Origin of the sequence: Delftia sp. K82 (assembly GCF_002193035.1) — a bacterium.
Taxonomy (GTDB): Bacteria; Pseudomonadota; Gammaproteobacteria; order Burkholderiales; family Burkholderiaceae_C; genus Comamonas; species Comamonas acidovorans.
This window is the reverse complement of sequence record NZ_MYFL01000001.1, coordinates 1,786,733-1,810,840: the sequence shown is the minus strand read 5'-3', so window position 1 is coordinate 1,810,840 and position 24,108 is coordinate 1,786,733. Positions and strand designations below refer to the sequence as shown.

Annotated in this window: 21 protein-coding genes; 13 read left to right on the top strand and 8 right to left on the bottom strand. The window is 69.7% G+C overall.

Translation table 11 applies throughout. The features are described 5' to 3' along the window. Positions 1-89: 89 nt before the first annotated feature. The gene (locus KDK82_RS07830) at positions 90-677 is read right to left on the bottom strand and encodes a TetR/AcrR family transcriptional regulator (protein WP_088164477.1); all 588 of its coding nucleotides are present in this window, start codon (positions 675-677) and stop codon (positions 90-92) included. Positions 678-820: 143 nt separating this feature from the next. Between KDK82_RS07830 and KDK82_RS07825 the strand changes: the two genes are divergently transcribed. The 4 genes from KDK82_RS07825 to KDK82_RS07810 all read left to right on the top strand — a co-directional run bounded on the left by KDK82_RS07825 (position 821) and on the right by KDK82_RS07810 (position 4,319). Beyond that, complete coding sequence (locus tag KDK82_RS07825; protein ID WP_088164476.1) at positions 821-2,020, top strand: MFS transporter; 1,200 nt, start codon at positions 821-823, stop codon at positions 2,018-2,020. Positions 2,021-2,104: 84 nt separating this feature from the next. Further along, entirely contained in the window at positions 2,105-3,103 is a 999-nt protein-coding gene (locus KDK82_RS07820) for a TlpA disulfide reductase family protein (RefSeq protein ID WP_088164475.1), read from the top strand. Beyond that, the gene (gene dsbG / locus KDK82_RS07815; protein ID WP_088165462.1) at positions 3,100-3,906 is read left to right on the top strand and encodes a thiol:disulfide interchange protein DsbG; all 807 of its coding nucleotides are present in this window, start codon (positions 3,100-3,102) and stop codon (positions 3,904-3,906) included. Before KDK82_RS07820 ends, dsbG begins: the two co-directional genes overlap by 4 nt. A gap of 11 nt (positions 3,907-3,917) precedes the next feature. Continuing rightward, positions 3,918-4,319 carry a hypothetical protein gene (locus tag KDK82_RS07810; protein WP_088164474.1) on the top strand — a complete coding sequence of 134 codons (402 nt, stop codon included), beginning with the start codon at positions 3,918-3,920 and terminating at the stop codon, positions 4,317-4,319. Here KDK82_RS07810 and KDK82_RS07805 read toward each other — a convergent pair. Continuing rightward, the gene (locus tag KDK82_RS07805) at positions 4,304-4,768 is read right to left on the bottom strand and encodes a hypothetical protein (protein WP_012206046.1); all 465 of its coding nucleotides are present in this window, start codon (positions 4,766-4,768) and stop codon (positions 4,304-4,306) included. The genes KDK82_RS07810 and KDK82_RS07805 overlap by 16 nt on opposite strands. A gap of 355 nt (positions 4,769-5,123) precedes the next feature. Here KDK82_RS07805 and dsrO point away from each other — a divergent pair, with 355 nt between their 5' ends. The 3 genes from dsrO (at position 5,124) to KDK82_RS07790 (ending at position 10,308) form a co-directional block, all read left to right on the top strand. Beyond that, a complete protein-coding gene (dsrO, locus tag KDK82_RS07800) occupies positions 5,124-5,969 on the top strand; it encodes a sulfate reduction electron transfer complex DsrMKJOP subunit DsrO (RefSeq protein WP_088165461.1) in 846 nt (281 codons plus the stop codon). Between the two features lie 16 nt (positions 5,970-5,985). Further along, the gene (gene nrfD, locus KDK82_RS07795) at positions 5,986-7,029 is read left to right on the top strand and encodes an NrfD/PsrC family molybdoenzyme membrane anchor subunit (protein WP_088164473.1); all 1,044 of its coding nucleotides are present in this window, start codon (positions 5,986-5,988) and stop codon (positions 7,027-7,029) included. A 78-nt stretch (positions 7,030-7,107) separates the two neighbouring features. After that, the gene (locus KDK82_RS07790; RefSeq protein ID WP_088164472.1) at positions 7,108-10,308 is read left to right on the top strand and encodes a tetrathionate reductase subunit A; all 3,201 of its coding nucleotides are present in this window, start codon (positions 7,108-7,110) and stop codon (positions 10,306-10,308) included. Here KDK82_RS07790 and KDK82_RS07785 read toward each other — a convergent pair whose 3' ends face one another. The 6 genes from KDK82_RS07785 to KDK82_RS07760 all read right to left on the bottom strand — a co-directional run bounded on the left by KDK82_RS07785 (position 10,309) and on the right by KDK82_RS07760 (position 17,106). Continuing rightward, the gene (locus tag KDK82_RS07785) at positions 10,309-11,751 is read right to left on the bottom strand and encodes an efflux transporter outer membrane subunit (RefSeq protein ID WP_088164471.1); all 1,443 of its coding nucleotides are present in this window, start codon (positions 11,749-11,751) and stop codon (positions 10,309-10,311) included. Next, positions 11,748-12,971, bottom strand: coding sequence for an HlyD family secretion protein (locus KDK82_RS07780; protein ID WP_088164470.1), 1,224 nt, complete (start codon positions 12,969-12,971; stop codon positions 11,748-11,750). Before KDK82_RS07780 ends, KDK82_RS07785 begins: the two co-directional genes overlap by 4 nt. Before the next feature lie 29 nt (positions 12,972-13,000). Continuing rightward, positions 13,001-14,776: an MFS transporter gene (locus tag KDK82_RS07775; protein WP_088164469.1), complete on the bottom strand. Its 1,776-nt coding sequence runs from the start codon at positions 14,774-14,776 to the stop codon at positions 13,001-13,003. Position 14,777: 1 nt separating this feature from the next. Then, positions 14,778-15,326, bottom strand: a complete 549-nt coding sequence (locus KDK82_RS07770) for a TetR/AcrR family transcriptional regulator (RefSeq protein WP_013802028.1) — start codon at positions 15,324-15,326, stop codon at positions 14,778-14,780. A gap of 106 nt (positions 15,327-15,432) precedes the next feature. Next, entirely contained in the window at positions 15,433-16,350 is a 918-nt protein-coding gene (locus KDK82_RS07765; protein ID WP_088164468.1) for a pseudouridine synthase, read from the bottom strand. Between the two features lie 12 nt (positions 16,351-16,362). Beyond that, positions 16,363-17,106 (bottom strand): GntR family transcriptional regulator, encoded by a 744-nt coding sequence (locus KDK82_RS07760; RefSeq protein ID WP_088164467.1) that lies wholly within the window; start codon positions 17,104-17,106, stop codon positions 16,363-16,365. 138 nt (positions 17,107-17,244) lie between these two features. Here KDK82_RS07760 and KDK82_RS07755 point away from each other — a divergent pair, with 138 nt between their 5' ends. The 6 genes from KDK82_RS07755 (at position 17,245) to tsaA (ending at position 24,104) form a co-directional block, all read left to right on the top strand. Beyond that, positions 17,245-18,039 (top strand): SDR family oxidoreductase, encoded by a 795-nt coding sequence (locus KDK82_RS07755; protein WP_088164466.1) that lies wholly within the window; start codon positions 17,245-17,247, stop codon positions 18,037-18,039. 54 nt (positions 18,040-18,093) lie between these two features. Next, the gene (locus tag KDK82_RS07750; RefSeq protein ID WP_088164465.1) at positions 18,094-19,026 is read left to right on the top strand and encodes a 3-keto-5-aminohexanoate cleavage protein; all 933 of its coding nucleotides are present in this window, start codon (positions 18,094-18,096) and stop codon (positions 19,024-19,026) included. A gap of 110 nt (positions 19,027-19,136) precedes the next feature. Then, entirely contained in the window at positions 19,137-20,471 is a 1,335-nt protein-coding gene (locus KDK82_RS07745; protein WP_088164464.1) for an MFS transporter, read from the top strand. A 147-nt stretch (positions 20,472-20,618) separates the two neighbouring features. Continuing rightward, positions 20,619-22,892: an AsmA family protein gene (locus KDK82_RS07740; RefSeq protein ID WP_088164463.1), complete on the top strand. Its 2,274-nt coding sequence runs from the start codon at positions 20,619-20,621 to the stop codon at positions 22,890-22,892. 352 nt (positions 22,893-23,244) lie between these two features. Then, entirely contained in the window at positions 23,245-23,607 is a 363-nt protein-coding gene (locus KDK82_RS07735) for a winged helix-turn-helix domain-containing protein (RefSeq protein WP_013802017.1), read from the top strand. Continuing rightward, positions 23,604-24,104, top strand: a complete 501-nt coding sequence (gene tsaA, locus KDK82_RS07730) for a tRNA (N6-threonylcarbamoyladenosine(37)-N6)-methyltransferase TrmO (protein ID WP_013802016.1) — start codon at positions 23,604-23,606, stop codon at positions 24,102-24,104. Before KDK82_RS07735 ends, tsaA begins: the two co-directional genes overlap by 4 nt. Positions 24,105-24,108 lie beyond the last annotated feature (4 nt).

Sequence of the window (24,108 nt, the reverse complement as noted above, 5' to 3'; positions counted from 1 at the left end):
CGACTGAGCATCGCAGATTTGTAGCTAGGTGTGCGCCAGCATGCCGAATCTCGCAGGCACGCGTACAAGAATGCGGCCAGGCGGCCCGCTCAGGGCCGGGCCAGCAGCCCGCCCAGCAGCAGGTCCAGCGCCGCCGCGCCGCGCTCCAGCCGCAGGTCAGCGTCCTCGCCCTCGGCAATCCAGAAAGCCGCTTCGGCCAGGCTGCCGTAGATCAGCGATGCCAGCGCCTGCGGATCGGCCCGGGCCACGATGCCCTGCGCCATGAGGTCCGCAATCAGTGCCTGCATGGACGCAATGCAGTGGCGCTGCGATTGCGGCAGCGCACCGCCCAAAGCCGCGCGCGCATCGCGCAGCACGATGCGCTGGATTTCAGGCTCCAGCGCCATTTCCAGGTAGGCCCGGCAGCGGCTGCGAAAGCCCTGCCAGGGATCCTGGGCATGGGCGGTGATGGCCTTCAGGCGTTCATCCACCTCGGCATCGATCTGCTCGACCACGGCGGCCAGCAGGCCCTGCTTGTCGCCGAAATGGTGGTACAGCGCGCCCCGCGTCAGGCCCACCTGCGCGGTGAGATCGTCCATGGAGGCATCGGCGTAGCCCTGCTCTCCAAAGGCCTTGCGGGCCGTGGCCAGCAGCGTGGCGCGGGTTTCTTCCATCTCGGCGCGGGTGCGGCGAACCATGGCCAATCTCCTTGCATACGGCGTGCATGATTATTTACATACGCCGCGTATGTATATAGGATTCTATTCATACGCAGCGTATGTATTTTCTCTGTCCCGCGACGGCGGTGCAACACCCCCACCTGTTTGAAGGGATCTGGACTATGAATTCGTCTTCCTCCACGCGGCCCGAACCCGCCGCGCGCCGCCCGTGGCTGGCCGTGTCCGCCGTGGGCCTGGCCACCTTTTCCGTGGTGACCACGGAAATGCTGCCGGTCGGCCTGCTCACATCGATTGCCGGCAGCCTGGGCACCTCCATGGGCAGGGCCGGCCTGATGATCTCGCTGCCGGCGCTGCTGGCCGCGCTGTTCGCGCCGCTGGTGGTGATGGCGGCGGGCGGCATGGACCGGCGCCGCATCCTGTGCGGACTGCTGGCCCTGCTCGTGCTGGCCAACCTGGCCTCGGCGCTGGCGCCGTCGCTGATCTGGCTGCTGGCCGCGCGCGTCCTGGTGGGCTTTTGCATGGGCGGCATCTGGGCAATCGCGGGCGGGCTGGCGGCACGGCTGGTACCCCAGGCGTCGATGGGCCTGGCAACTTCCGTCATCTTTGGCGGCGTGGCGGCGGCCTCGGTGCTGGGCGTGCCGCTGGGCGCGCTGATCGGCGATTTCGCGGGATGGCGCTGGGCATTCGGTGGCATGGCAGGCTTCAGCGCACTGGTGCTGGCGCTGCACGTGGCCGTTCTCCCCTCCCTGCCTGCCACAGGCTCGGCCAACCTGCGCCAGTTCAGCCATCAGCTGGCCAACCGCAGGCTGCAGGCCGGGCTGGCACTGACGCTGCTGCTGGTGGCCGGGCATTTCATGTCCTTCACCTTCGTGCGCCCGCTGCTGCTGACGGTGTCGGGGTTCGATGCGCAATGGATGAGCGCGCTGCTGCTGGCTTACGGCATCGCGGGCATTGCGGGCAACTTCCTGGCGGGCATCATCGCGGCGCGCCGCACGGTGCCGAGTCTGACGGCGATCGCCATGGGCCTTCTGCTGGCGCCTGTGCTGTTCCTGTCCGTGGGCGAATCGCCAACCGGTGGTGGCGCCGTGCTGCTGGTCTGGGGCCTGGCCTACGGCGGCGTATCGGTGGGACTGATGACCTGGATGATGCAGGCTGCGCCACGCGCCGTGGAAATTGCCACGGCGCTGTACGTTGGCGTCTTCAACATCGGTATTGCGCTGGGCTCATGGGCAGGCGGCCAACTGGTCGATGGCTGGGGGCTGCACGCCACGCTCTGGCTGTCTGGCGGATTTGCCGCTGCGGCCTTGCTGCTGTCTGCGGCCATGGGATTGGTTGGGCGAAATGGACCGGTCGCAGCCTGATGGCCATGAGGCCGTTAACCCCCCGTTAATTCCCCGCTGCCAGCATCCACGACCTGTCAGCCCGCATGGCTGAAACTCCCTTCCATGCATCTCCGGTCATCCCCTCTTCTTTCGTCCTTCCTGCCCTTGCTTGCTGGCCTGCTGCTGGCGCCTTCGCCTGTTCTTGCCGGAGCGGCCGAGCCTGGCGGGCCGTCAGCGCTATCGGCGCTGGGCGCCTGGCTGCACCTGCCCGCCAGCCTGGCGCTGGGGCCGCTGGCCCTGCCGACGGGCGTGGTGGTGGCCATGCTGGCCTGGCTGCTGGCGCAGTGGCTGGCGCGCAGGAATGAAAGGCGCACGGGCCAGGCCGTGGATGCGCTGCTGTGGCAAAGCACCCTGGCCGGCCTGCTGGCGGCGCGACTGGCCTATGTCGCGCAGTGGTGGACCGAGGTCGCGCCGGCCCCCTGGGATTGGAGCGGGATGCCGGCCTTCGCAGGCCGCATCATCGATATCCGCGACGGGGGATGGAACCTCTGGGCCGGGCTGCTGGCCGCGCTGCTGTACATGCTGTGGCGCAGCCGCCGCTCCCCGGTGCTGCGCCGCGCCACAGGGCTGGCGCTGGGCGCGGGGGCGGCCCTGCTGGTGCTGGGCCGCCTGCTGCAGGCGCTGCCCTCCGCAGATGCACCGGCCCTGCCGACCTTCACCCTGGTCAACGGACAGGCGCAGCCGGTCTCGCTGCAGCAGTTGCAGCAGGCCGATGGCAAGCCCATGGTGATCAACCTCTGGGCCACCTGGTGCCCGCCTTGCCGGCGCGAGATGCCGGTGCTGGCCCAGGCCCAGCAGCAGCGGCCCGATGTGCGCTTCATCTGGATCAACCAGGGCGAGCCAGCCGAGACCGTGATGGGCTATTTGCAGCGCGAGCAGGCGACGGCCCCGCTGCCGCTGGCCCAGGTGCTGTTCGACCCGCAGCAGCAGGCCGGCCGGCACTGGCGCCAGCGGGGCCTGCCTTCCACCTATTTCTATGGCGCCGACGGCCGGCTGTGCGGCATGCGCATGGGCGAGCTGTCGCGCGCCAGCCTGGCCCAGCATCTGAAGGAATGTTCATGAGCGCTTCCCCCCTGTTCCCCCTGCCTGCACTGGCAGGAGCCCTGGCCCTGTCGGCAGCCTTGGCCCTGCCGGCCGCGGCGTCCGAGCTGCCATCGGAGGAGTTTCTGGCCCAGCAGGGACTGACCCTGGTGGGACCGCTGCCGGCCGTGGGCGGACTCAAGGCCTGGGCCGCCTACCGCGACCGCCAGCCCGTGCCCATCTACCGCATGCCCGACGGCAAGCACTGGGTGCTGGGCACGGTGATCGACGCCCAGGGCCGCGACGTGAACGCCCAGGCCCTGCAGGCCGCCGTGCAAAAGCCAATGGGCGAGCAGCTGTGGGGCGATGTGCAGCGCGCCCAGTCCATACCGGATGGCCGCGCCGACGCGCCGCGCACGGTCTATGTGTTCACCGACCCCAACTGCCCCTATTGCAACCAGCTGTGGAACGATGCCCGGCCCTGGGTGGAGAGTGGCCAGGTGCAGTTGCGCCACATTCTGGTGGGCATCCTCAAGCCCAGCAGCGAGGGCAAGGCCGCCGCCTTGCTGACCGCGCGCCAGCCCGAGCAGGCCCTGGCCGAGCACGCACGCGCCTATGCCAGGGCCGGCCGCGCCAGCGCAGAGGGCGCGGGCGCCACGCCGCTGGCCCCGGTGCCGCAGGCCACGCGGCAGGTGCTGGCCAACCATGCCTCGCTGATGTCCACCTGGGGACTGCGTGCCACGCCGGCCCTGGTCTGGAAGGATGACAAGGGAGTGGTGCAGGTACGCACCGGCCTGCCGCCGGGCCTGCTGGAAGAGGTCATGGGGCCGCGTGGCAGGAAATGACGAGGACGACCATGAGCACAAGCCGTTCTCCCGCCGCTTCCACCTCCTCCAGCGACTGGAGTGACCTGTTCCCCGCCCGGCCGGATGCGCCGCCGCTGCGCATCGTGCTGCATGCGCCCACGCCCGGCGCCCTGGCCCGTGCACGCAGCAATCTGGCCAACCTGCGCCAGGACCGGCCCGGTGCCGAGGTCCGCATCGTCATCAACGGCCCGGCCGTCGAGGCGCTGCTGGACGCCGCGCCGGGCACGCCGCAGCATCTGGATGCGGACGCCCTGGCTCATGCGCTGGTCTGCCCGAACACGCTCAGGAAGCTGGGCCGCGAGGCGCCTGCCGGCATGCGCGTGCTGCCGCAGGGCGGCATCGAGTCACTGGCCCTGCTGCAGCAGTCGGCCTGGTGCTACGTGCGCTGCTGAGCGGCCTGCGCCAGCGAGGCCAGGCAGCGCGCCTGCCATTGGTATTCAGGCTCGAACGATTCGCGGTCCGTGACGGCGCCGTGGCCGCCCTCGCCATAGACCATGGCGTAGGCCGCATAGTCGGCCGCCTGCAGCGCCCGGCCCGCCAGCCCATGGGCCGTGGCATAGGTGGCGGACACGGCGGCATGGCCGCAGCCGTCGAGGGAGCGTGATCCCTGGTGGTGGTTGGCCAGGCTGGCAGCCTCGCGGGCCAGGCGGTCCAGCTCCTGCCTGTCGATCTGGCCGTCCAGGTAGCGGCGAAGGCCTTGTGCGCAGCGGATGACGTCCGGGTCTTCCAGCAGGTGCGCGATGCGGTCCACGCAGGCCTGTGTGAATTGCAGCCTCAGGTGCTCGCCGGCTTCGGCGGCAAGGTCCAGTTCCGAAGCAAGGCTGTTCAGGGCATGGTTCATGGAGAACTCCTTGGCAGTGGCGACACAAGCAGCGTAGACCGGGGCCGCGCACGGAAACAAGAGGGTGATTTCCGATACGCGCCCTGCATTCCCGAGGAATGCAGTCACCCTGTTAACCCCGTCTTAATCCCTGCGCCACACGCTATGGACTGCCTTGGGCGCCTGTCCATGGCAGGCAGTCGGTGGCGCTTTGCAGGCACTCGGCAGCCACTTGGAAAGCCCATTGCTTGACTCACATCAAGCCACCAAGGCCCTGAATTTCATATATTAAATTCAATATAAAAAGCATATTTTTAATGCTTTATTGAGTTTGAGCGACCACGATCCGTGGCCGCAGGACGATGAAAGACAGGCCATGCCAAAAACATCCCGCGCCGGCAGCGGCTGCAACGACTGCAGCTGCAAGCCCTCCTCCCAGGACATCCCCGCCCCTACCCTCTCCCATGCGCAGCCCGCCGCCGGCAAGCGCGGCTTCCTGCAGGACCTGCTGGCCGCTGCCATGGCGGCCGTGGCCCTGCCCGTGGCGGCGGCCGCGCCCGACACCCCCGGTTTTCAACCGCCGCGCCGTCCCGGCGAGGCCGGCAGGCGCTACGGCATGCTGGTGGACCTGCGCCGCTGCATAGGCTGCCAGGCCTGCACGGTGAGCTGCTCCATGGAGAACCTGCCACCGCTGGGCCAGTTCCGCACCACGGTGCTGCAGTACGAGGTGCAGCACGCGGGCAACGAGGACCTGCCGCCGGCCATGCTCAACCTGCCGCGCCTGTGCAACCACTGCGACAACCCGCCCTGCGTGCCGGTCTGCCCGGTGCAGGCCACATTCCAGCGCAGCGACGGCATCGTGCTGGTGGACAACGAGCGCTGCGTGGGCTGCGGCTACTGCGTGCAGGCCTGCCCCTATGACGCACGCTTCATCAACCACGAGACGCAGACCGCCGACAAGTGCACCTTCTGCGAGCACCGCCTGGAAGCCGGACTGCTGCCGGCCTGCGTGGAAAGCTGCGTGGGCGGCGCCCGCGTGATCGGCGACCTCAACGACGAGGGCAGCGAGATCCGCCAGCGCATGCGCGAGCACGCCAAGGACCTCAAGGTGCTCAAGCCCGCCATGGGCACGGACCCGCATGTGTACTACCTGGGATTGCCCGACGCCTTCGTCGACGGCGTGGACGGGCAGGCCAGCGTGCGGCTGGTCACTTCCCACTGAACGCAAGGAGCACCCCATGCACATCGTCGAACTCCTGACCCCCGCCTACGAATCGGCCTGGCTGCCCTGGGCCGTGCAGTACTTCTTCCTGGCCGGCATTGCCACGGGCGCCGCCCTGCTGGCCGCCGCCTGCGCCTGGGCGCCGCGCGCCAGCGCCATGGCGCGCCTGCTGCCGGCCGCCGTGCTGGTGCTGGCCGTGAGCGCCATCGCCGCGCCCGTGTCGTTGCTGGCCGACCTGCACCAGCCTGCGCGCTTCTGGCATTTCTATGCGCACTTCACGCCGTGGTCGTGGATGTCGGTGGGCGCCCTGCTGCTGCCGGTCTTCGTGGGACTGGCGCTGGCCTTCGTGCTGGCCTGGTGGCTGGGCCGGCCGCAGTGGCTGCGCTGGCTGGCGCCGCTGCTGGCCGTGTCTGCGCTGACCATCACCGCCTATACCGGCGCCGAGCTGATGGCCGTGCGCTCGCGCCCGCTGTGGAACACGCTGTGGGTGCCGCTGAACCTGGCACTCACGGGCTGGCTGGCCACGGTGGGCTGCATGCTGGTGACGGCGCGCTTTCTGCCCGCCCGCCACCGCCCCGATGCCGGCGCCCTGCAGGCCCTGCGCGTGCTGGGCCTGGCGCTGGCGCTGTGCCTGCTGGCCATGGTGGCGGTCTGGGCCGTTGCCGGCTGGCTGGGCCAGGGCCGCTCCTTCCAGGCGGCGCTGCAGCTGTGGCAGCAGTTTCCGGTCTGGCGCCTGAGCATGCTGGGCTCGGCCGTGGCCGGTGCCGCCCTGCTGTGGGCGCTGGTGCGGGGTGGGCAGCGCATGGCCTGCCCGCGCTACACGCTGGCCCTGGGGCTGGGCCTGGCCGCCGCGGCCTGGGCCTTCCGCTGGGCGCTGTTCATGGGCGTGCAGGGCGTGCCCAAGTACGGCGCGGGCCTGTACATCTACCACATGCCGCTGGGCGGCGACGGCCTGCTGGGCATGCTGGGCGTGGCCGGCCTGTGCATCGCGCTGGTGACGCTGGCCACCTGGGCGCTGGAGCTGTTTCCCGCGCGCTCGGCCGCGGCCCGCGCCCTCTGACACCGCCGCCCTGACGACCCCTTACCCATTCACGGAGCGCGGCCCGCCACCGGCCGGCCGCGCCACAGAAAGCCTTTCATGACCGACAAGAAGAAACTCCCCCAAGCTCCCGAAGATTCCCTGGATGCCGAGGCCACATGCCGCCGCCTGCTGCTGCGCGGTGGCCTCACCGCCAGTGGGCTGGCCGCCTTTGCGGCCGGCTACGGTGAAACACTGGCGCGCGGTGCCAAGGGCCTGGTTGCAGGCACCTCGGGCACGCCCACGGCCAGCGCCACGCGCGGCAATTCGCTGACGCCGGAGTTCCGCATCGACCCGGCCACGGGCGCGCTCGCCACCCAGCCCGGCCAGGTGGTCAGCCCCTCCAGCTGCCTGGGCTGCTGGACGCAGTGCGGCGTGCGCGTGCGTGTCGATACCGCCAGCAACCGCATCCTGCGCGTGGCAGGCAACCCCTACCACCCGCTGGCCACCACGCGGCCAGCCGCCATGGACGAACCCGTGCGCGAGGTCTACGCCAAGCTGGGCAAGGAGCTGGGCCTGGAGGGCCGGGCCACGGCCTGCGCGCGCGGCTCGTCCATGCTGGAGCACCAGAGTGCGCCGCACCGCGTGCTCACCCCGCTCAAGCGCGTGGGCCCGCGTGGCAGCGGTCGCTGGCAGAGCATTTCCTTCGAGCAGCTGGTGCAGGAAGTCTGCGAGGGCGGCGATCTGTTCGGCGAAGGCCAGGTCGAGGGCCTGCGCGCCATCTGGGACACCAAGACGCCGCTGGACGCCGACAACCCCGAGTTCGGCCCGCGCTCCAACCAGTTGCTGGTGACCGACGCCTCCAACGAAGGCCGCGCCCAGCTGCTGCGCCGCTTTGCAGGGCCGTCCTTCGGCACCGTGAACGTCAGCAACCACGGCGCCTACTGCGGCCAGAGTTTTCGCGTGGGTGCGGCAGCGGCCCTGGGCGACCTGCCCGGCATGCCGCACGGCAAGCCGGACTGGAGCCATGCCAGCTTCGGCCTGTTCATCGGCGCGGCGCCCGCGCAGTCCGGCAACCCCTTCCAGCGCCAGGGCCGCGAGCTGGCCGAGGCCCGCTCGCGCGAGGACAACCGTTTCCGCTACGTGGTGGTCTCGCCCGTGCTGCCGACCTCGTCCAGCCTGGCTGCGGGCAGCGGCAACCGCTGGCTGGCCGTCAAGCCGGCCAGCGACCTGGCCCTGGCCATGGCGCTGATCCGCGTCATCCTGGACGAGGCGCGCCATGACACGGGCTTTCTCGCCCAGCCCGGCCCGGCCGCCATGCAGGCGGCAGGCGAGGCGTCCTGGAGCAATGCCACGCACCTGCTGGTCAACGACCCCGGCCACCCGCGCCATGGCAGCTTTCTGCGCGGCGCCGACGTGGGCTGGGCCCTGCCCGCGCCGGCCGAAGACGGCAAGCCGGCCCAGGATGTGTTCGTGGTGCAGCGTGCCGATGGCAGCCTGGCGCCGCACACCCAGGCCGAGCCTGCACAGCTGATGGTGCGCACCCGCGTGGCCGTGCCCGGCATGAAGGCCGAAGGCGCGGACCAGGCCCCCGAGCTGTCGGTCTGCTCCTCGCTGGCCAAGCTGCATGAGCAGGCCAGCCTCAAGACACTGGACGAATACGCGGCGCTGTGCGGCGTGGCGCGCGGCGAGATCGAGGCGCTGGCGCGCGAGTTCACCAGCCATGGCAAGCGCGCCGTGGCCGATGCGCACGGCGGCACCATGAGCGGCGCGGGCTTCTACACCGCCTACGCCATCAGCATGCTCAACACCCTGGTGGGCAACCTCAACGTGCAGGGCGGCCTGGTGCTGGATGCCGGCCCGTTCGGCCCCTTCGGCCCGGGTCCGCGCTACGACTTCGCCAACTTCGACGGCAAGGTCAAGCCGCGCGGCCTGGCGCTGTCACGCCACCGCCAGCCCTACGAGAAAAGCGCGGAATTCCAGCGCAAGCGCGAGGGCCAGCCCGAGGGCGCGAAGGACTACCCCGCCGCCCAGGCCCCGTGGTACCCGGCCGTGGGCGGCCTGTCCAGCGAGATGCTGGCCAGCGCGCTGGCCGGCTACCCCTACCGCGCCAAGGCCTGGATCAACCACATGAGCAACCCCGTCTACGGCATTGCGGGCTTTCGCAATGCGCTGGTGGACGATCTCAAGGACCCGAAGAAGCTGCCGCTGATCGTCTCCATCGACCCCTTCATCAACGAGACCAGCGCGCTGGCCGATTTCATCGTGCCCGATACCGTGACCTACGAGAGCTGGGGCATCTCGGCGCCCTGGGCCGACGTGGTGGCCAAAAGCTCCACCGTGCGCTGGCCCGTGGTGCAGCCCGCCGTGGCGCGCACGGCCGGCGGCCAGCCCGTGAATGTGGAGAGCTTCCTCTTCGCCGTGGCAGAACGGCTGGGCCTGCCCGGCTTTGGCGAGGCCGCCATCAAGGACGCCCAGGGCCAGCCCCATGCGCTGCGCTCGGCCGAGGACTTCTTCATCCATGCCCTGGCCAACGTGGCCTGGGCAGGCGGCAAGCCCGTGCCGGCGGCCAGCGATGACGACATCGCCATCACCGGCGTGGACACGCTGGTGCCCGCGCTGCGCCAGCGCCTGAAGGACGATGAATGGCGCCAGGTGGCCATGCTGCTGACGCGCGGCGGGCGCTTCGACCGCATCGAGGACGCCTGGAAGGACGGCCACACCCGCAAGGCCCACGCGCCTGCCCTGCAGGTCTGGAGCGAGGAGCTGGCCCGCATGCGCCACGCCATGACGGGCGAGCGCTACAGCGGCTGCCCCACCTGGTATCCGGCGCGGCTGGCCGACGGCAGCGCCATGCGCACGCATTTCGGCGAGCAGCAATGGCCGCTGCTGCTGACCTCGTACAAGTCCAACCTGATGAGTTCCATGTCGATTGCCGTCTCGCGGCTGCGCCAGGTGCATCCGCACAACCCGGTGTCCCTGCACCGCGATGACGCCGAGCGGCTGGGCATCGCCAACGGCGACACGGTGCGCATCCGCACGCCTGGCGGCGCGGTGACGGCCGTGGCCATGGTGCGCGATGGCGTGATGCCGGGCACCGTGGCCATCGAGCACGGCTACGGCCACCGCGAGCTGGGCGCGGGCCGCCACAGCATCGACGGCCAGCCCATGCCGGTGAACGCCGAGCATGCCAATGGCGTGAACCTCAACGACCTGGGCTTTGCCGATCCCACGCGGCCCGGCTGCAAAAACGTGTGGGTGGACTGGGTGTCGGGCGCCGCGGTGCGCCAGGGCCTGCCTGCGCGCATCGAGAAGGTCTGATCAGCGGGCGGGGCTGGCGACAGGTGCAGCGACTGGTGTGGTGGCGGCCTGCCAGCCGCCGCCCAGCGCCTGGTACAGCGCAATGGCGTTTTCCAGCTGGCTCTGGCGCAGGCGTATGACTTCCTGCTGGGCCTGGTAGAGATTGCGCTGGGCGTCCAGCTCTTCCAGGTAGCTGGCGTAGCCGGCCTCGTAGCGGTCCTTGGCAAAGCCCAGGGAGCGCTGCAGCACCGCCTCGCGTTCGCTGGCGTGCTGCCACTGCGACTGCAGGCGCCGGGTGCCGACCAGGGCGTTTTCCACATCGGCCAGGGCCTTGATCACCACGCCACGGTAGGCATAGGCGGCCTGGTCGCGCTGGGCGGCGGCGGCGTCGAACTGCCCCTGCAGCCGGCCGCCCGTGAACAGCGGCGCCAGCACGCTGCCACCCAGGGCCCAGACCGTGGCCGGGTGGTATTGCAGGGCGTTGACCAGCAGGCTGCCGGCGCTGGCCGTCAGCGAGACCTGGGGCAGGAAGGCGGTGCGCTGCACGGCCAGGCTTTCGTCGGCGGCCGCCAGTTGCAGCTGCGCCCGTGCAATGTCGGGGCGGCGCTGCAGCAAGGCCGAAGGCAGGCCGGCGGCCGGCGCAGGCGGCGGTGCGCCCAGCGCAGCGGACTGGCCGTCGGTTGTTGCCATGAGCGCGGCAGCCTGCTCGTCACCCTCGCCACCGGCCAGCAGCAGGAGCGCCGTGCGCTGGCGCGCCAGCGACAGTTCCAGCTGCTCCACGGCCTGCTGCACGCCCTGCAGCTCGGCCTGGGCCTGGGTGAGCTGCAATTGCGAGGTGTAGCCGACGCGCGCCTGCTCATCGGCCAGGCGCAGGGCCTGTTCGCGCGAGCGGGCCGTGGCCTGGGCCACTTGCAGCTGCGATTGCAGCGAGCGCAGGCCCACATAGGCCTGGGCCGTGGTGGCGGCCACGGCCAGGGCCACGGCGTCGCGGTCGGCCTCGCTGGCCTGCAGGCGCAGGGCGGCGGCCTTTTCCAGGTGGGCGATGCGGCCCCACAGATCAGGCTCCCAGCTGGCCTGCAGGCCGGGCTGAACCGAGCGCGTGTGCGCCAGGCCCCGCGCGCCCAGGCTGCGGCCCGTGGAGGCGCCGGCCGTGGCCGAGAGCTGGGGCAGGCCCGCAGCGCCTGCCACATCCAGGTTGGCCCGCGCCTCATCCACGCGCGACAGGGCCAGCAGCACATCGTTGTTGCGGGACTGGGCCAGTTCCACCCAGCGCGTGAGCAGCGGATCGCCAAAGGCCTGCCACCACGATGCCTGGACGGCGGCGGCCGGCTCCTGCCCTGCCCCGCTCCACTGGGCGGGCATGGCGGGCCGGGCCGCTTCGGGCGCGGTGCTCAGCGGCGGCACGCTGCAGCCGGCCAGCGCGGCGGCGCAGGCGATGGCCAGGACCAGTGCGCGGGCGGTCATGGGCGGGCCTCCGGTTGGGGTGCGGGCTGCTGTGCGAGTTGCGGTTCGGGCTGCTGTGCGGGTTGGGGCTCAGGCTGCGCCGTATCCAGCCGCACCACCACCGACATGCCCGCGCGCAGCCTGGCGGCCAGTTCCTGGTCGGGATCGATTGCAATCTTGACCGGCAGGCGCTGCACGACCTTGGTGAAGTTGCCCGTGGCGTTGTCGGCCTTGAGCACGCTGAATTCCGAACCCGTGGCCGGCGCGATCTCCAGCACGCGGCCCGTGAGGTGGGCGCCGCCCAGCGCATCGACGCTGAAGCGCACAGCTTGTCCTATGCGCACCTGGGCGGTCTGGGTTTCCTTGAAGTTGGCCACCACCCACAGCGTGTGCGGCACCACGTACATGAGCTGGGAGCCGGCCGTGACGTACTGGCCCCGGCGCACGCCGACTTCGCTGACCTGGCCATCGCCGGGCGCGTGCACCACGGTGTTGTCCAGGTTGATCTGGGCCTGGCGCAGCTGCGCCTCGGCCATCTGGACCTGGGCTTCGAGCGAGGCGCGGTTCACCGTCGTCGCCTTGATCTTCTGGGCGTTGATCTCGATGTCGGCCTGGGCCTTGGCCACGTTGGTGGACGCCAGGCGCGCGGTGGCACGCACCTTGTCGCGCTCGTTGAGCGAGACGGAGCCGCGCTCGGACAGCGCCTGCACGCGCTGCAGCTCGGCTGCGGCGCGGTCGGATTCGGCCTGCGCCGCCGCCAGGCCGGCGCGGCTGGCGCCCAGCGTGGCGCGGTTCTGGGCCTGGGTCTGGTCGGCATTGGCCAGCTGCGCGCGGGCATTGGCCAGCTGGGCCTGGGCCTGTGCCTGGGCAGCTTCGTAGGTGCGTGCGTCGATGCGCACCAGGGGCTGGCCGGCCTTGACGTTCTCGTAGTCCTGCACCAGCACCTCGGTCACATAGCCGCTGACCTGGGGCGCGAGCACGGTGACGGCGCCGCGCACATAGGCGTTGTCGGTGCTGACCACGGTGCCCGCGAAGGGGAACAGGTTCCAGGCACGCAGCACCAGCAGCACGCCGGCCAGTGCGACCACCAGCATCACCAGCACGCTGCGCAGCGAGGGCTTGATGAGCTTGGGCGATGGCGATGGCGATGACGATGGCGAAGGCGAAGGCGCCGCAGCGGGAGCCGGCGCAGGCGAGGCAGAGGCGGCCGTGCTGCCATTGGAATTTTCGGAGTCACTCATGTTGTTGTCTTTTCTCTGGGCGAACGGTTTCAGGCGCGGGCGACGGGTTGGGTGGGCGGCTGGCCCGGCGCGTCCTGCGGCGCGGCGGCATCGGTGCCGCGCATGGCCGAGGCATCGGCAGCGGCGGCGCGCATGCGCTCCACGAAGGCGCGCTGGCGTGCGCGGCCGGCCAGGGCCAGCATCCACAGCAGGTAGAGCACGGCCACGCCGGCCGTGAGGGCGAACACGTCGTTGTAGGCGCGCACATTGGCCTCGCGGCGTGCGGCCTGCGCCAGCTGGGCCGTGCCCTGAGCCGCACGCAGGGCCGGGTCGGCGATTACGCGGGCCAGGCTTTGCTGCTGCAGGCGCAGGCGGTCGGCCACGATGGGGTCGGTGGGATCGACGTCGGCCACGATGGCGGCCGAATACACCTGCTCGCGGTGCATCTGGTAGGTGCTCAGCAGGGCCGAGCCCATGAGCGCGCCCATGGCCTGCGTCATGGAGATGGTGACGATGGCCGTCAGCATGTAGTGCGCGCCGAACTTCAGGCCCTGCACCACGCCGATCAGCATCAGCGGCCCCATGAACAGGCCCGCGCCCACGGCCATGAGGAACTGGCTGCCGAAGAAGTCCTCGGGCCGGGCCAGGCTGGTGCGGCTGTGGTCCAGCCAGGCCGCCAGCGCGAACAGCACGATGGAGCCCACGATCTGCTTGCCCATGTTCTCCAGCCCGAAGGTCAGCGCCGACACGGCAATGCCCACGATGGTGCCCAGCAGGATGACGATGAACAGCGGCTGCATCTGGTCCACCGTCATGCCCAGCATGCGCTGCATGCCGATCACGCCATAGGTCTGCTCGGTGGTCAGAAAGCGCAGCAGCAGCGCACCGGTCACGAAGCGCACCGTGGGCGCCAGCACGAACCAGCGCGTCTGCAGCATGGGATTGCGGCGGTGGTGCTCGATGTAGAGCGCCACGCTCAGCAGGACGATGGAGCCGATCAGCATCCAGGCCAGCCAGGGCGTGTCCAGCCACCAGTGGTTGTAGCCCTGCACCAGCACGGCGATCAGCAGGCCCACGCCGGGCACCATGAGGAAGAAGGTCAGGAAGTCCAGCCGCTCGAAGCTGCGGATATGCACGCCCGGCGGCAGCTTGAGCACCACCACGCCCGCGAACGAGATCAGGGCCAGGCCGGCCTCGAACAGATAGAGGTTGTGCCACTCGCTGTTGAACAGCAGGCCCGGCGAGAGGATCCAGGCCAGCGGCGTGGCGATCTGCCCCAGCCCCACGCCGATGACCAGCATCTTGAGCACATGCTTGCGCGGCGCGGCCTGCAGCATGTAGAGCGTGCCCAGCGTGCTGCAGGTGGCGCCCGCCAGGCCGCTGGCCGCGCGCAGCATGAGCAGGCTGGTGTAGCTGCCCAGCACCAGGTGCAGCAGCGTCAGCAGCGCATACAGGCCCAGCCCGATCTCGGCGAACAGCCGCATGCCGAACTGCTGGCGGAACTTGTAGACCAGCAGGTTGGCCGTCATGTTGAGCATGACGTAGGCGCCGGTCAGCCAGGCGGCCTCGGAAGACGTCAGCCCCATCTGGCCCTGGATGGTGGGCAGGTTGGCCGTGAACAGTGCATTGCCCAGGCCGCCCGTCAGCGCCACCAGCACGGCGATCAGGCCATAGGCGGCGCGCACGGCCGGCTGGTGCAGCGGCATGGACGGCGAGCCCGGCAGGCTGGGCTTCTCATGCTCCTCCCAGTCCGGCGGGGGCTTGAGGTAGACGACGGGGGGCGACGGGGGCAGCACGGGCCCCGGTGGAGTGGGTGTGGTGGCCATGTCAGGCCTTCAAGCCTTGCCAGACGATCTGCAGCGCCTTGCGCGCCAGGGTGCGCCGCTGCTGCGGCGTCTCGCCGCGCAGCGAGGCGCCCAGCATGCCGAAGACCAGGGACAGCTCGGCCTGCGTCAGCGGCTGGCGGCAATGGCCACAGGCCACGGCCCGGTCCATGGCCGGCCGAAAGATCTGCCACATGGCAACGCGGGCCTGGGCGATGACCTCGTCGCCGCGCTCCACCGTGCGCCAGTAATCGGTGATGGGGGCCGAGACCGCAATGCGCTCGGCCAGGCGCGACAGCAGCTTGTAGAAGGCATCGTCGTCCTCGGCCATGGCCTCGGCCGCGAGGCGCATGTTGTCCAGCGAACGCTCCAGCAGCGCCAGCATCAGCGCACGCCGGTCAGGAAACTGCCGGTACAGCGTGGCGCGGCCGACTTCGGCGCGCTCGACCACCAGGTCCAGCGGCGCGGTCACGCCATGCTCGGAAAACACGGCATCGGCCGCGTCCAGCAACTGGGCGCGGCGGATATCGGCACTGGGTCTTTTGGAAGTCATGCGGACAATTATCGGACAAAGTTGTCCGTTAAATGTCCGCAACCGGCCTATCCCATGGCAAGGCCATGGACAAAAAAGCCAGCGGTTTCCAGCAGCGGCAAGGCCTCTACAGGTCGGTCAGCGGCAGCAACTGGCGGCGGCTGTCAAAGCGCCGCGACTGGCCGTCCAGAGGATCGGTGAAGGCCAGGCTGCGCGCCAGCAGTTGCAGCGGGCGCGAGTAGTCGCCCTCGGGCATGTCATGCACTTCGGGATAGAAGCCGTCACCCCACAGCGGCAGGCCCAGGGCGGCCATGTGCACGCGCAACTGGTGGCGCTTGCCGCTTTCGGGCTCCAGCCGGTAGCGCGCCCAGCGGCCGCGCTGCTCCAGCACCTGCATGTGGGTGCGGGTGTTGGGCGTGCCGGCCACCTCGTGCATGCGAAAGAAATGGCCGCTTTCCTCCATGCGGCTTTCATGCGTGCGCGGGAAAACCACGTCCTCGCGCCAGGGCGCGACGGCCTCGTAGGTCTTGTGGATGGCACGGTCGCGGAACAGCGCCTGGTAGATGCCGCGCGTGGCGCGCTGCACCGAAAACACCACCAGTCCCGCCGTGTCGCGGTCGATGCGGTGGATGGGCGACAGCTCGGGCAGGTCGAACGCGCGCTTGAGCCGCACCAGCAGCGTCTGCTGCAGGTACCTGCCGGCCGGCACCACGGGCAGGAAATGCGGCTTGTCGGCCACCAGCAGATGCGCGTCGCGGTGGAGGACCTCGGCCTCGAAGGGGATGGGCGGCTCGGCCTGCAGCTCGCGGTAGTAGTAGTAGCGCAGGCCCGGCGCAAAGGCCGTGTCTGCATCGGCGGCGCGGCCATGCTCGTCCACCACCTCGCGCAGCGCCAGGCGCCGCAGCCAGTCTTCGCGCGCCACGGCCGGCAGGCGCTCGGCCAGAAAATCGATCAGCAACCCGCGGCCCTGGCTGGGCAGCACCACGCAGCTGGGGCTGACGCCGTCGCGTATGGGAAGAACCTTGGGGTCGTGGGCGTTGTGCATGGGGCGGCGATTCTAGCGGCGCAGGACTTCCGGCGCGCCGTCATCCCCACCGCCCGCGGCACCATCGGCCGTCACCAGCACGCCCGCCGAAACGATGTAATCGGCCGCGCTTTCGATGTCGCCGCGCAGCGCCTCCTTGGCGGCTGGCGCATCGCCGCGACGCAGGGCCTCGACCAGGCGCGCGTGGTGGCCGACCGCCACCTGTTCGCTCACGCGGCGCGAGCCCGAGCGCATGTCGTGGTTGAGGATGGGACCTATGCGCAGCCACAGCGCCTCGATCATCTGCAGCAGCATGGGCATGCCGGCCGCGCTGTAGACGGCGAAGTGGAAATCCTTGTTGAAGGCGATGAGCCGCGCGCCGTCCGGCGCGGCGCTGGCCATCTCGGCCGCAAAGCGGTCCTGCAGGGCGGCGATGCGTTCCAGCTCGGCGGCCGGCAGTTGCCGTGCCGCCTGCTCCGTGGCCAGGCCTTCGAGGTTGACGCGGATGCGCGTGATCTCGCGGAAGGCGCTTTCCGTCATCAAGGGCACGCGCAGCGCGCGGTTGGGCGTGAGTTCCAGCGCCTGCTCGGCCACGAGCCGGTGCACGGCCTCGCGCACGGGCATGACGCTGACGCCCAGCGCGCTGGCCGTGGTGCGCAGCGAGATCTGCTCGCCCGGAATCATCTGGCCCGTGATCAGCAATTCCCTGAGCTGTGCATAGACATCGCTGCTGAGGGTCTGCCGTTTGAGTGGGGTGACTAGTTCGTTGATGGCCATGGCGGCGATGGTAGCGCGGCGCCGCCGCTGTCATGGCGCATAGGGTATTCACCATATTTGATCTGTGATCACAGATACAAAATCCAAACCCAACCCGAATCCCTTTCACCTTTGTTTGAGTTCCCAAGGAGTCCCCGCATGTGGAAAAACGATCTTCTGGCCGGCCAGCGCGTCCTGGTGACGGCGGGCGCCGCCGGAATCGGCCTGGAAATCAGCCGCGCCTTTGCCGAGGCCGGCGCGCGCGTCATGGTCTGTGACGTGGCCCAGGCCAGCCTGGATGCGCTGGCTGCCGCCCTGCCCGGCGCCAGCGGCCGTCTTGCCGATGTGTCGGATGCCTTGCAGGTGCAGGCCCTGTTCAAGGCCGTGGACAACGAATTGGGTGGCCTGGACATCCTCGTCAACAACGCCGGGGTGGCCGGCCCCACGGGCGCGGTGGAGACGCTGGACCTGGCCGACTGGCAGCGCACGCTGGATGTGAACATCACCGGCGCCTTCCTGTGCACACGGCTGGCCGTGCCCCGGCTTCGGCAATCGGCACGCGAGGGCCGGCAGGCGGCCATCGTCAACCTGTCTTCGGCGGCAGGCCACCTGGGCATGCCGGGCCGCACGGCCTATTCGGCGTCCAAGTGGGCCGTGATCGGCTTCACCAAGTCGCTGGCGCTGGAGCTGGGCGCCGACGGCATCCGGGTGAACGCCATCCTGCCGGGCGCCGTGGACGGCCCGCGCATCCGCGACGTGATTGCCGCCAAGGCGCAGGCGCGCGGCCTGCCGCTGGAGGACGTCACGCGCAGCTACACGCACCAGGCCGCGCTGGGCCGCATGGCCACGGCGCGCGACATTGCCAACATGGCCGTGTTTGCCGCCAGCCCGCTGGCCGGCCATGTCACGGGCCAGGAGCTGGCCGTCGATGGCCTGACCCAGGCGCTGAGCTGAGCGCCCTCTCCTCCTCCCCTCCTCTCGCCTTTTCACCGTTTGCAAGGACCTTCCATGGCCACCCGCACCAAAGCCATCATCACCTGCGCGCCCACGGGCGCCATCCACACGCCCAGCATGTCGCCCCACCTGCCCGTGACGGCCGAGCAGATTGCGCGCGCCGCCATCGATGCCGCCGAGGCCGGCGCCGCCATCGTGCACCTGCATGCCCGCGATCCCCGCGACGGGCGCCCTTCACAGGACCCGGAGCTGTTCCGCCCCTTTCTCAAGGCGATCCGTGCCGAGAGCGATGCCATCGTCAACATCACCACGGGCGGCAGCCCGCACATGACTGTGCCAGAGCGCATGCGGCCCGTGACCGAGTTCCAGCCCGAGCTGGCCTCGCTGAACATGGGCTCGATGAACTTCGGCCTGTTCCCCATGCTGGAGCGCTTCAAGAACCTGGAACACGCCTGGGAGCGCGAGCACCTGGAAAACAGCCGCAACCTGGTCTTCAAGAACACCTTTGCCGATATCGAAGGCATCCTGCGGCTGGGCCAAGCCCAAGGCACGCGCTTCGAGTTCGAGTGCTACGACATCAGCCACCTGCACAACCTGGCGCATTTCGTGGACCGGGGGCTGGTTCAGGGGCCCGTGTTCGTGCAGTCGGTGTTCGGCATCCTGGGCGGCATCGGCGGCCACCCGGAGGACCTGATGCACATGCGCCGCACGGCCGACCGCCTGCTGGGCAGCAACTACCAGTGGTCCATCCTGGGCGCCGGGCGCAACCAGCTGCCGCTGGCCACCATGGGCGCGGCCATGGGCTCGCATGTGCGCGTGGGGCTGGAAGACTCTCTGTGGATAGGCCCGGGGCAGCTGGCCACCTCCAGCGCCGAGCAGGTGCGCCGCATCCGCACCGTGCTCGAGGCCCTGAATGTCGACGTCGCCACGCCTGACGAGGCGCGCCGGATGCTGGGCCTCAAGGGTGCGGCCAATGTGGCCTTCTGAGCCCCCTTTCCCCCCATCCAGCACATAGCACCAGAGCCTGCAGCAGCAGGCCGGGCCGGTCCCTGGAAGTTCCGCCCCACGCCCCCCAAGCCTTGAAGGAGACAAGCACCATGTCCAGCCATTCCGTCCATGCGCCGCCGCCAGTTCCTGGCAATGCGGCCAGCAGTGCCAGCGCGGCGCTCAACGCCCGCATCTTCCGCAGGCTGATGCCGCTGCTGGTGCTGTCCTATGTGATCAGCTTTATAGACCGCACCAACATTGCGCTGGCCAAGTCGCACATCGAGGTGGACCTGGGCATCTCGGCGGCCGCCTACGGCCTGGGCGCGGGGCTGTTCTTCCTGAGCTACGCCCTGCTGGAGGTGCCCAGCAACCTTGTCATGCACAGGGTGGGCGCGCGGTTCTGGATCACACGGATCATGGTGACCTGGGGCCTGCTGTCGGCCGGCATGGCCTTCATCACCGGAGAGACCTCGTTCTACGTGATGCGCGTGCTGCTGGGCGCCGCCGAGGCGGGGTTGTTCCCCGGCGTGATGCTCTACCTTACCTACTGGTTCGGCCGCGAGGAACGGGCCCGCGCCATCGGCTACTTCCTGCTGGGCGTGTGCATTGCCAACATCCTCAGCGGCCCCGTGGGCGGCGCGCTGCTGCAGATGGACGGCTTCCTGGGCTGGCATGGCTGGCAGTGGATGTTCGTGATCGAGGGCCTGCCCGCCGTGGCCCTGGCCTGGGTGGTCTGGAAGAAGCTGCCCGACGGCCCGGCCAGCGCGCCCTGGCTGACGGCCGCCGAATCGCGCGAGGTACTGCAACGCCTGCAGGCCGAGCAGGACCAGCAGGCCAGCGCCGGCCAGGTGGGCCACTCGCTCCGGGACTGCCTGCGCGACCGCCAGATCTGGCTGGCCATCCTTGTCTACTTCTGCCACCAGATCAGCATCTACACGGTGATCTTCTTCCTGCCGGGCATCATCGGCACCTACGGCCAGCTCTCGCCGCTGCAGATCGGCACGCTCAATTCCGTGCCCTGGATTGCAGCGGCCATCGGTGCGGCCTGGCTGCCGCGCTTTGCCACCCACCCGCAGCGCTGCCGGCGCATGCTGCTGGCGGGCCTGGCCACCATGGCCGCCGGCCTGCTGGTGGCCGCGCTGGCGGGCAAGGCCTCGCCCGCCCTGGGCCTGCTGGGTTTCAGCCTGACGGCGCTGATGTTCTTCGTGGTGCAGTCCGTGGTCTTCCTGTTTCCCGCCTCGCGGCTGGCGGGCGCGGGGCTGGCGGGCGGCATAGCCCTGGTCAATACCTGTGGCCTGGTGGGCGGCTTCATCGGTCCCACGGTGATGGGGATGATCGAACAGGCCACGGGCAGCACGCGCAACGGCCTGTTCATCATGGCGGGCCTGCTGGTGGTGGCCGCCCTGGCATCCACCCGGCTGCGCCAGGGCCAGGAGACGCCGTGATGACGACCCCTTCCCCGCCGCAGGCCGCGCTGTAGGTCAATCTCCTGTATGCGGGCCTGCCGGCTGCCCGCCAGCGCGTCCCGGGCCTTGGCAAGCGTTTTCATGGCGATAGGATGGACCGAATCCCATTTAGCGGCCCCCTGCGCCATGACAGACACAGCGACCGACACAGCGAACCACAGCCCCGCCACACCAGCACCCCACCGCCCAGCCCGCCGCCGCTGGCTGCGCGCCCTTTTGTGGACGGTGTCGGCCTTGGTGCTGCTGCTCGCCGTGGTTGTGGTCCTGATCGCCACCTTCGACTGGAACCGGGCCAAGCCCTGGGTCAACGAGCGCGTCAGCGAAAGCACCGGCCGCCACTTCGCCATTGAAGGCGACCTGCGCCTGCGCTGGACCTGGCCACAGCCCCTGGACCAGGGCTGGCGCCATTGGGTCCCGGGCGTGACCATCGAGGCCGAGCAACTGGCCCTGGGCCAGCCCGAAGGCTGGCAGGTCGAGCAGGAGCCGGCCAAGGGCAGTGCCGAGCTGCCCGCCCTGCCTGCGCCGCCCGACCAGTTGAACAAGGGCCGCCTTCCCGAGGAAAAAGCCAAGGAACAGCCCAAGGGAAAGGCGAAGGACAAGGACGAAGGCAAGGACAAGGACTCGCAGGCCAGCCCTTCCGCGCCCAAGATCGACAGCGACAGCATCGTCCTGGCCGACGAGAAAATGGCCCCACCCCCGCGCGACGCCGACACCATGGCCACGGCCGCGCGCGCCACGGCCAGCCTGCGGCTGTGGCCGCTGCTGGGCCGGCATGTGCTGCTGGACCATCTGCAACTGGAAGGCCCTGACCTGGTCTTTGCCCGGCGCAAGGATGGCAGCAACAACTGGACCTTCAAGCGCCCCGAGCACACAGGGCCGCGCTGGCGTTTTCAGGTAGCGCAATTGAGCCTGCGCGGCGGCCTGGTGGGCTGGAGCGATGGCGTGCGCCAGATGGCGGTGCGCGCACGTCTGGACAGCCTTGTGCAGCCGCCCAGTCCAGACTTTCCGTATGGCATGCGCGTCGGCCTGACCGGCCGCATCGCCAAGGCCACGGTCGAGGCCCAGGGCCTCATCGGCCCCGTGCTGGACCTGCAAAGCGAACAGGCACGCTTTCCCGTGAAGCTGTGGGCCCATGCGGGCAGCCTGCGCGCCCGCGCCGAGGGCATTCTCGACAATCCCAGGGCGCTCAAGGGCATGGACCTGCAGGTGCGCCTGCGCGGCTCCAGCATGGCCGACCTGTTCCCGCTGACGGGTCTGCTGCTGCCGCGCACACCGCCCTTCGACACCAATGGCCATCTGGTCGGCAGCCTGGAGCCGGGGCGCGCCGTCTGGGATTACGAGGAATTCGATGGCCGCGTGGGCCAGAGCGATCTGCGCGGCACGCTGCACTACGCATCGGGCAAGCCGCGCCCCAAGCTCAGCGGCGATCTGGCCTCGCGCAAGCTGCGCCTGGCCGACCTGGGGCCGGTGGTGGGAGCACCGTCCACCAAGCAGGGACAGAAGACCCGGCAGGCGGCCAGCGGCAAGGCCCTGCCCGCGCAGCGCTTTGACACCAGCAAGTGGAATGCCATGGACATGGATGTGCGCTTCAAGAGCGACCGCATCGAGCGACCCCAGGCCCTGCCCATCGAGGACTTCAGCGTCCATGCCGTCATGGACAACGGCGTGCTGCGCCTGTCCCCGCTGCGCTTTGGCATGGCCAAGGGCAGGCTGGACATCGAGGCCGTGGTGGACAGCGGCGCCAAGCCGCCCAAGGCCAGCCTCCAGGGCAAGGTCCAGGGGCTGCAGCTGTCGGCCCTGTTCCCCGAGATCGAACTGATGAAGAAAAGCCTGGGCAGCATGGACGGCGCGCTGGGGCTGGAGGGCCGGGGCCAGTCCATTGCCGAATGGCTGGGCACCAGCTCGGGCGACATCCGCCTGTATGTGCGCGATGGCCGCTTCAGCAAGCAGCTCCTGGACCTGGCCGCGCTGAACCTGGGCAGCGTCATCGTCACCAAGCTGTTCGGCGCCGACAAGGAAGTGCAGCTCAACTGCGCCGTTGCCGACCTGACCGTGAAGCAGGGCATTGCGCGCACCCGCAACGTCAAGCTGGCCACGCCCGAGGCCATCATCGAGGCCACCGGACAGATCAGCCTGGCGCAGGAGACCATGGACCTGCGCATCGTGCCCGAGTCGCTGAAGTGGAAGTTCTTCTCGCTGCGCACGCCGCTGTACGTGCGCGGCAGTTTCGCCCAGCCCAAGGTGGGGGTGGAGCCCGGCCCGCTGCTGCTGCGCGCGGGCGCGGCCGTGGCCGCCGCCGTGGTGGCACCCGCCGCCCTGGCCCTGGTGCCGCTCACGGTGCCGGCCGCCGAGGAAGATGCGCAATGCCAGCGCCTGCTGGCAGAAAGCAGCAAGAAGTAGACGCGTGGCCCGGATGCGCGGCAAGCGCCGCGCTGCATTGGCGCAAAAAGGCTAGCAAACCCGGTGGCAATGTGACGAAATAGCGCCGCAGCACACAGGCATCGAGACGCGGCGCCGGCAGGTCAAGGGCCTCGCCAATGCACTCGCAGACGATGCGCAGGCAGCGGGCGCCCTGGCGGCAGCGGCAGCGCGCCGGCCCCGACGGCCCGTGTGCAGGAACGCTCTGCCAGAGCACCCCTTCGCTGTAGCGATCCATGCATTGCGTATTTCCCCTTAGCCCCTGTGACGGCGCAAGCCGTTGATTTCGCTTAACCTTGACGTTCGCTTTTCTCCTGTGCCAAGTCCTTTCCCCATGTCCTCCAAAGTCCAGTTCCGCCTGCGCGTATACAACGACAGCACCATTGCCATCGGTCCCGGCAAGGTGCAGTTGCTCGAAGCCATTGCCGAGGCGGGCTCCATCTCGGCCGCGGCCCGTTCGCTGGGCATGTCCTACCGGCGCGCCTGGGTGCTGGTCGACGAGATGAACCGTGCGTTGCAGACACCGGCCGTCAACACCAGCGCCGGCGGTGCCCACGGCGGCGGCGCCTCGCTCACCTCCACGGGCGAAGCCATCGTCAGGCATTACCGCTCCATAGAGACCACGGCGCGCATGGCGGCGGCGGCCGATATCGCCGCGCTGACACGCCTGCTCAATCCCCAGGGAACGAGCGCATGAGCGCGGCCGGCTCCACGGCGCAGGCCGTCGCCTGCCGCCCCATCGGCCATGTGCGCAGCCGCTTCACCGACCCGGTGGGCATGCCCATACAGACGGCGGGCGCGGCCGACGAGGCCGGCCGCGTGGAGCTGCTGCCCGAGTTCGAGGCCGGGCTGCGCGACATCGAAGGCTTTGACTACCTGATCCTCATCACCCACCTGCACCAGGCCGTGGAAAAGCTGGAAGTCGTGCCCTTCATGGACGACAGCAGCCACGGCGTGTTCGCCACGCGCGCCCCGGCGCGGCCCAACCGGCTGGGCCTGTCCATCGTGCGCCTGGTGCGGCGCGAAGGACTGCTGCTGCATTTCCTGGGCAACGACATGCTGGACGGCACGCCCGTGCTCGACATCAAGCCCTACGTGCCCAGGCTGGATGTACGCCAGACCGAGCGCATAGGCTGGTTCGGCAAGCGTATCGACCAGATGCCCGACATCCGCGCGGACGACCGCATGGCCTGAGCCT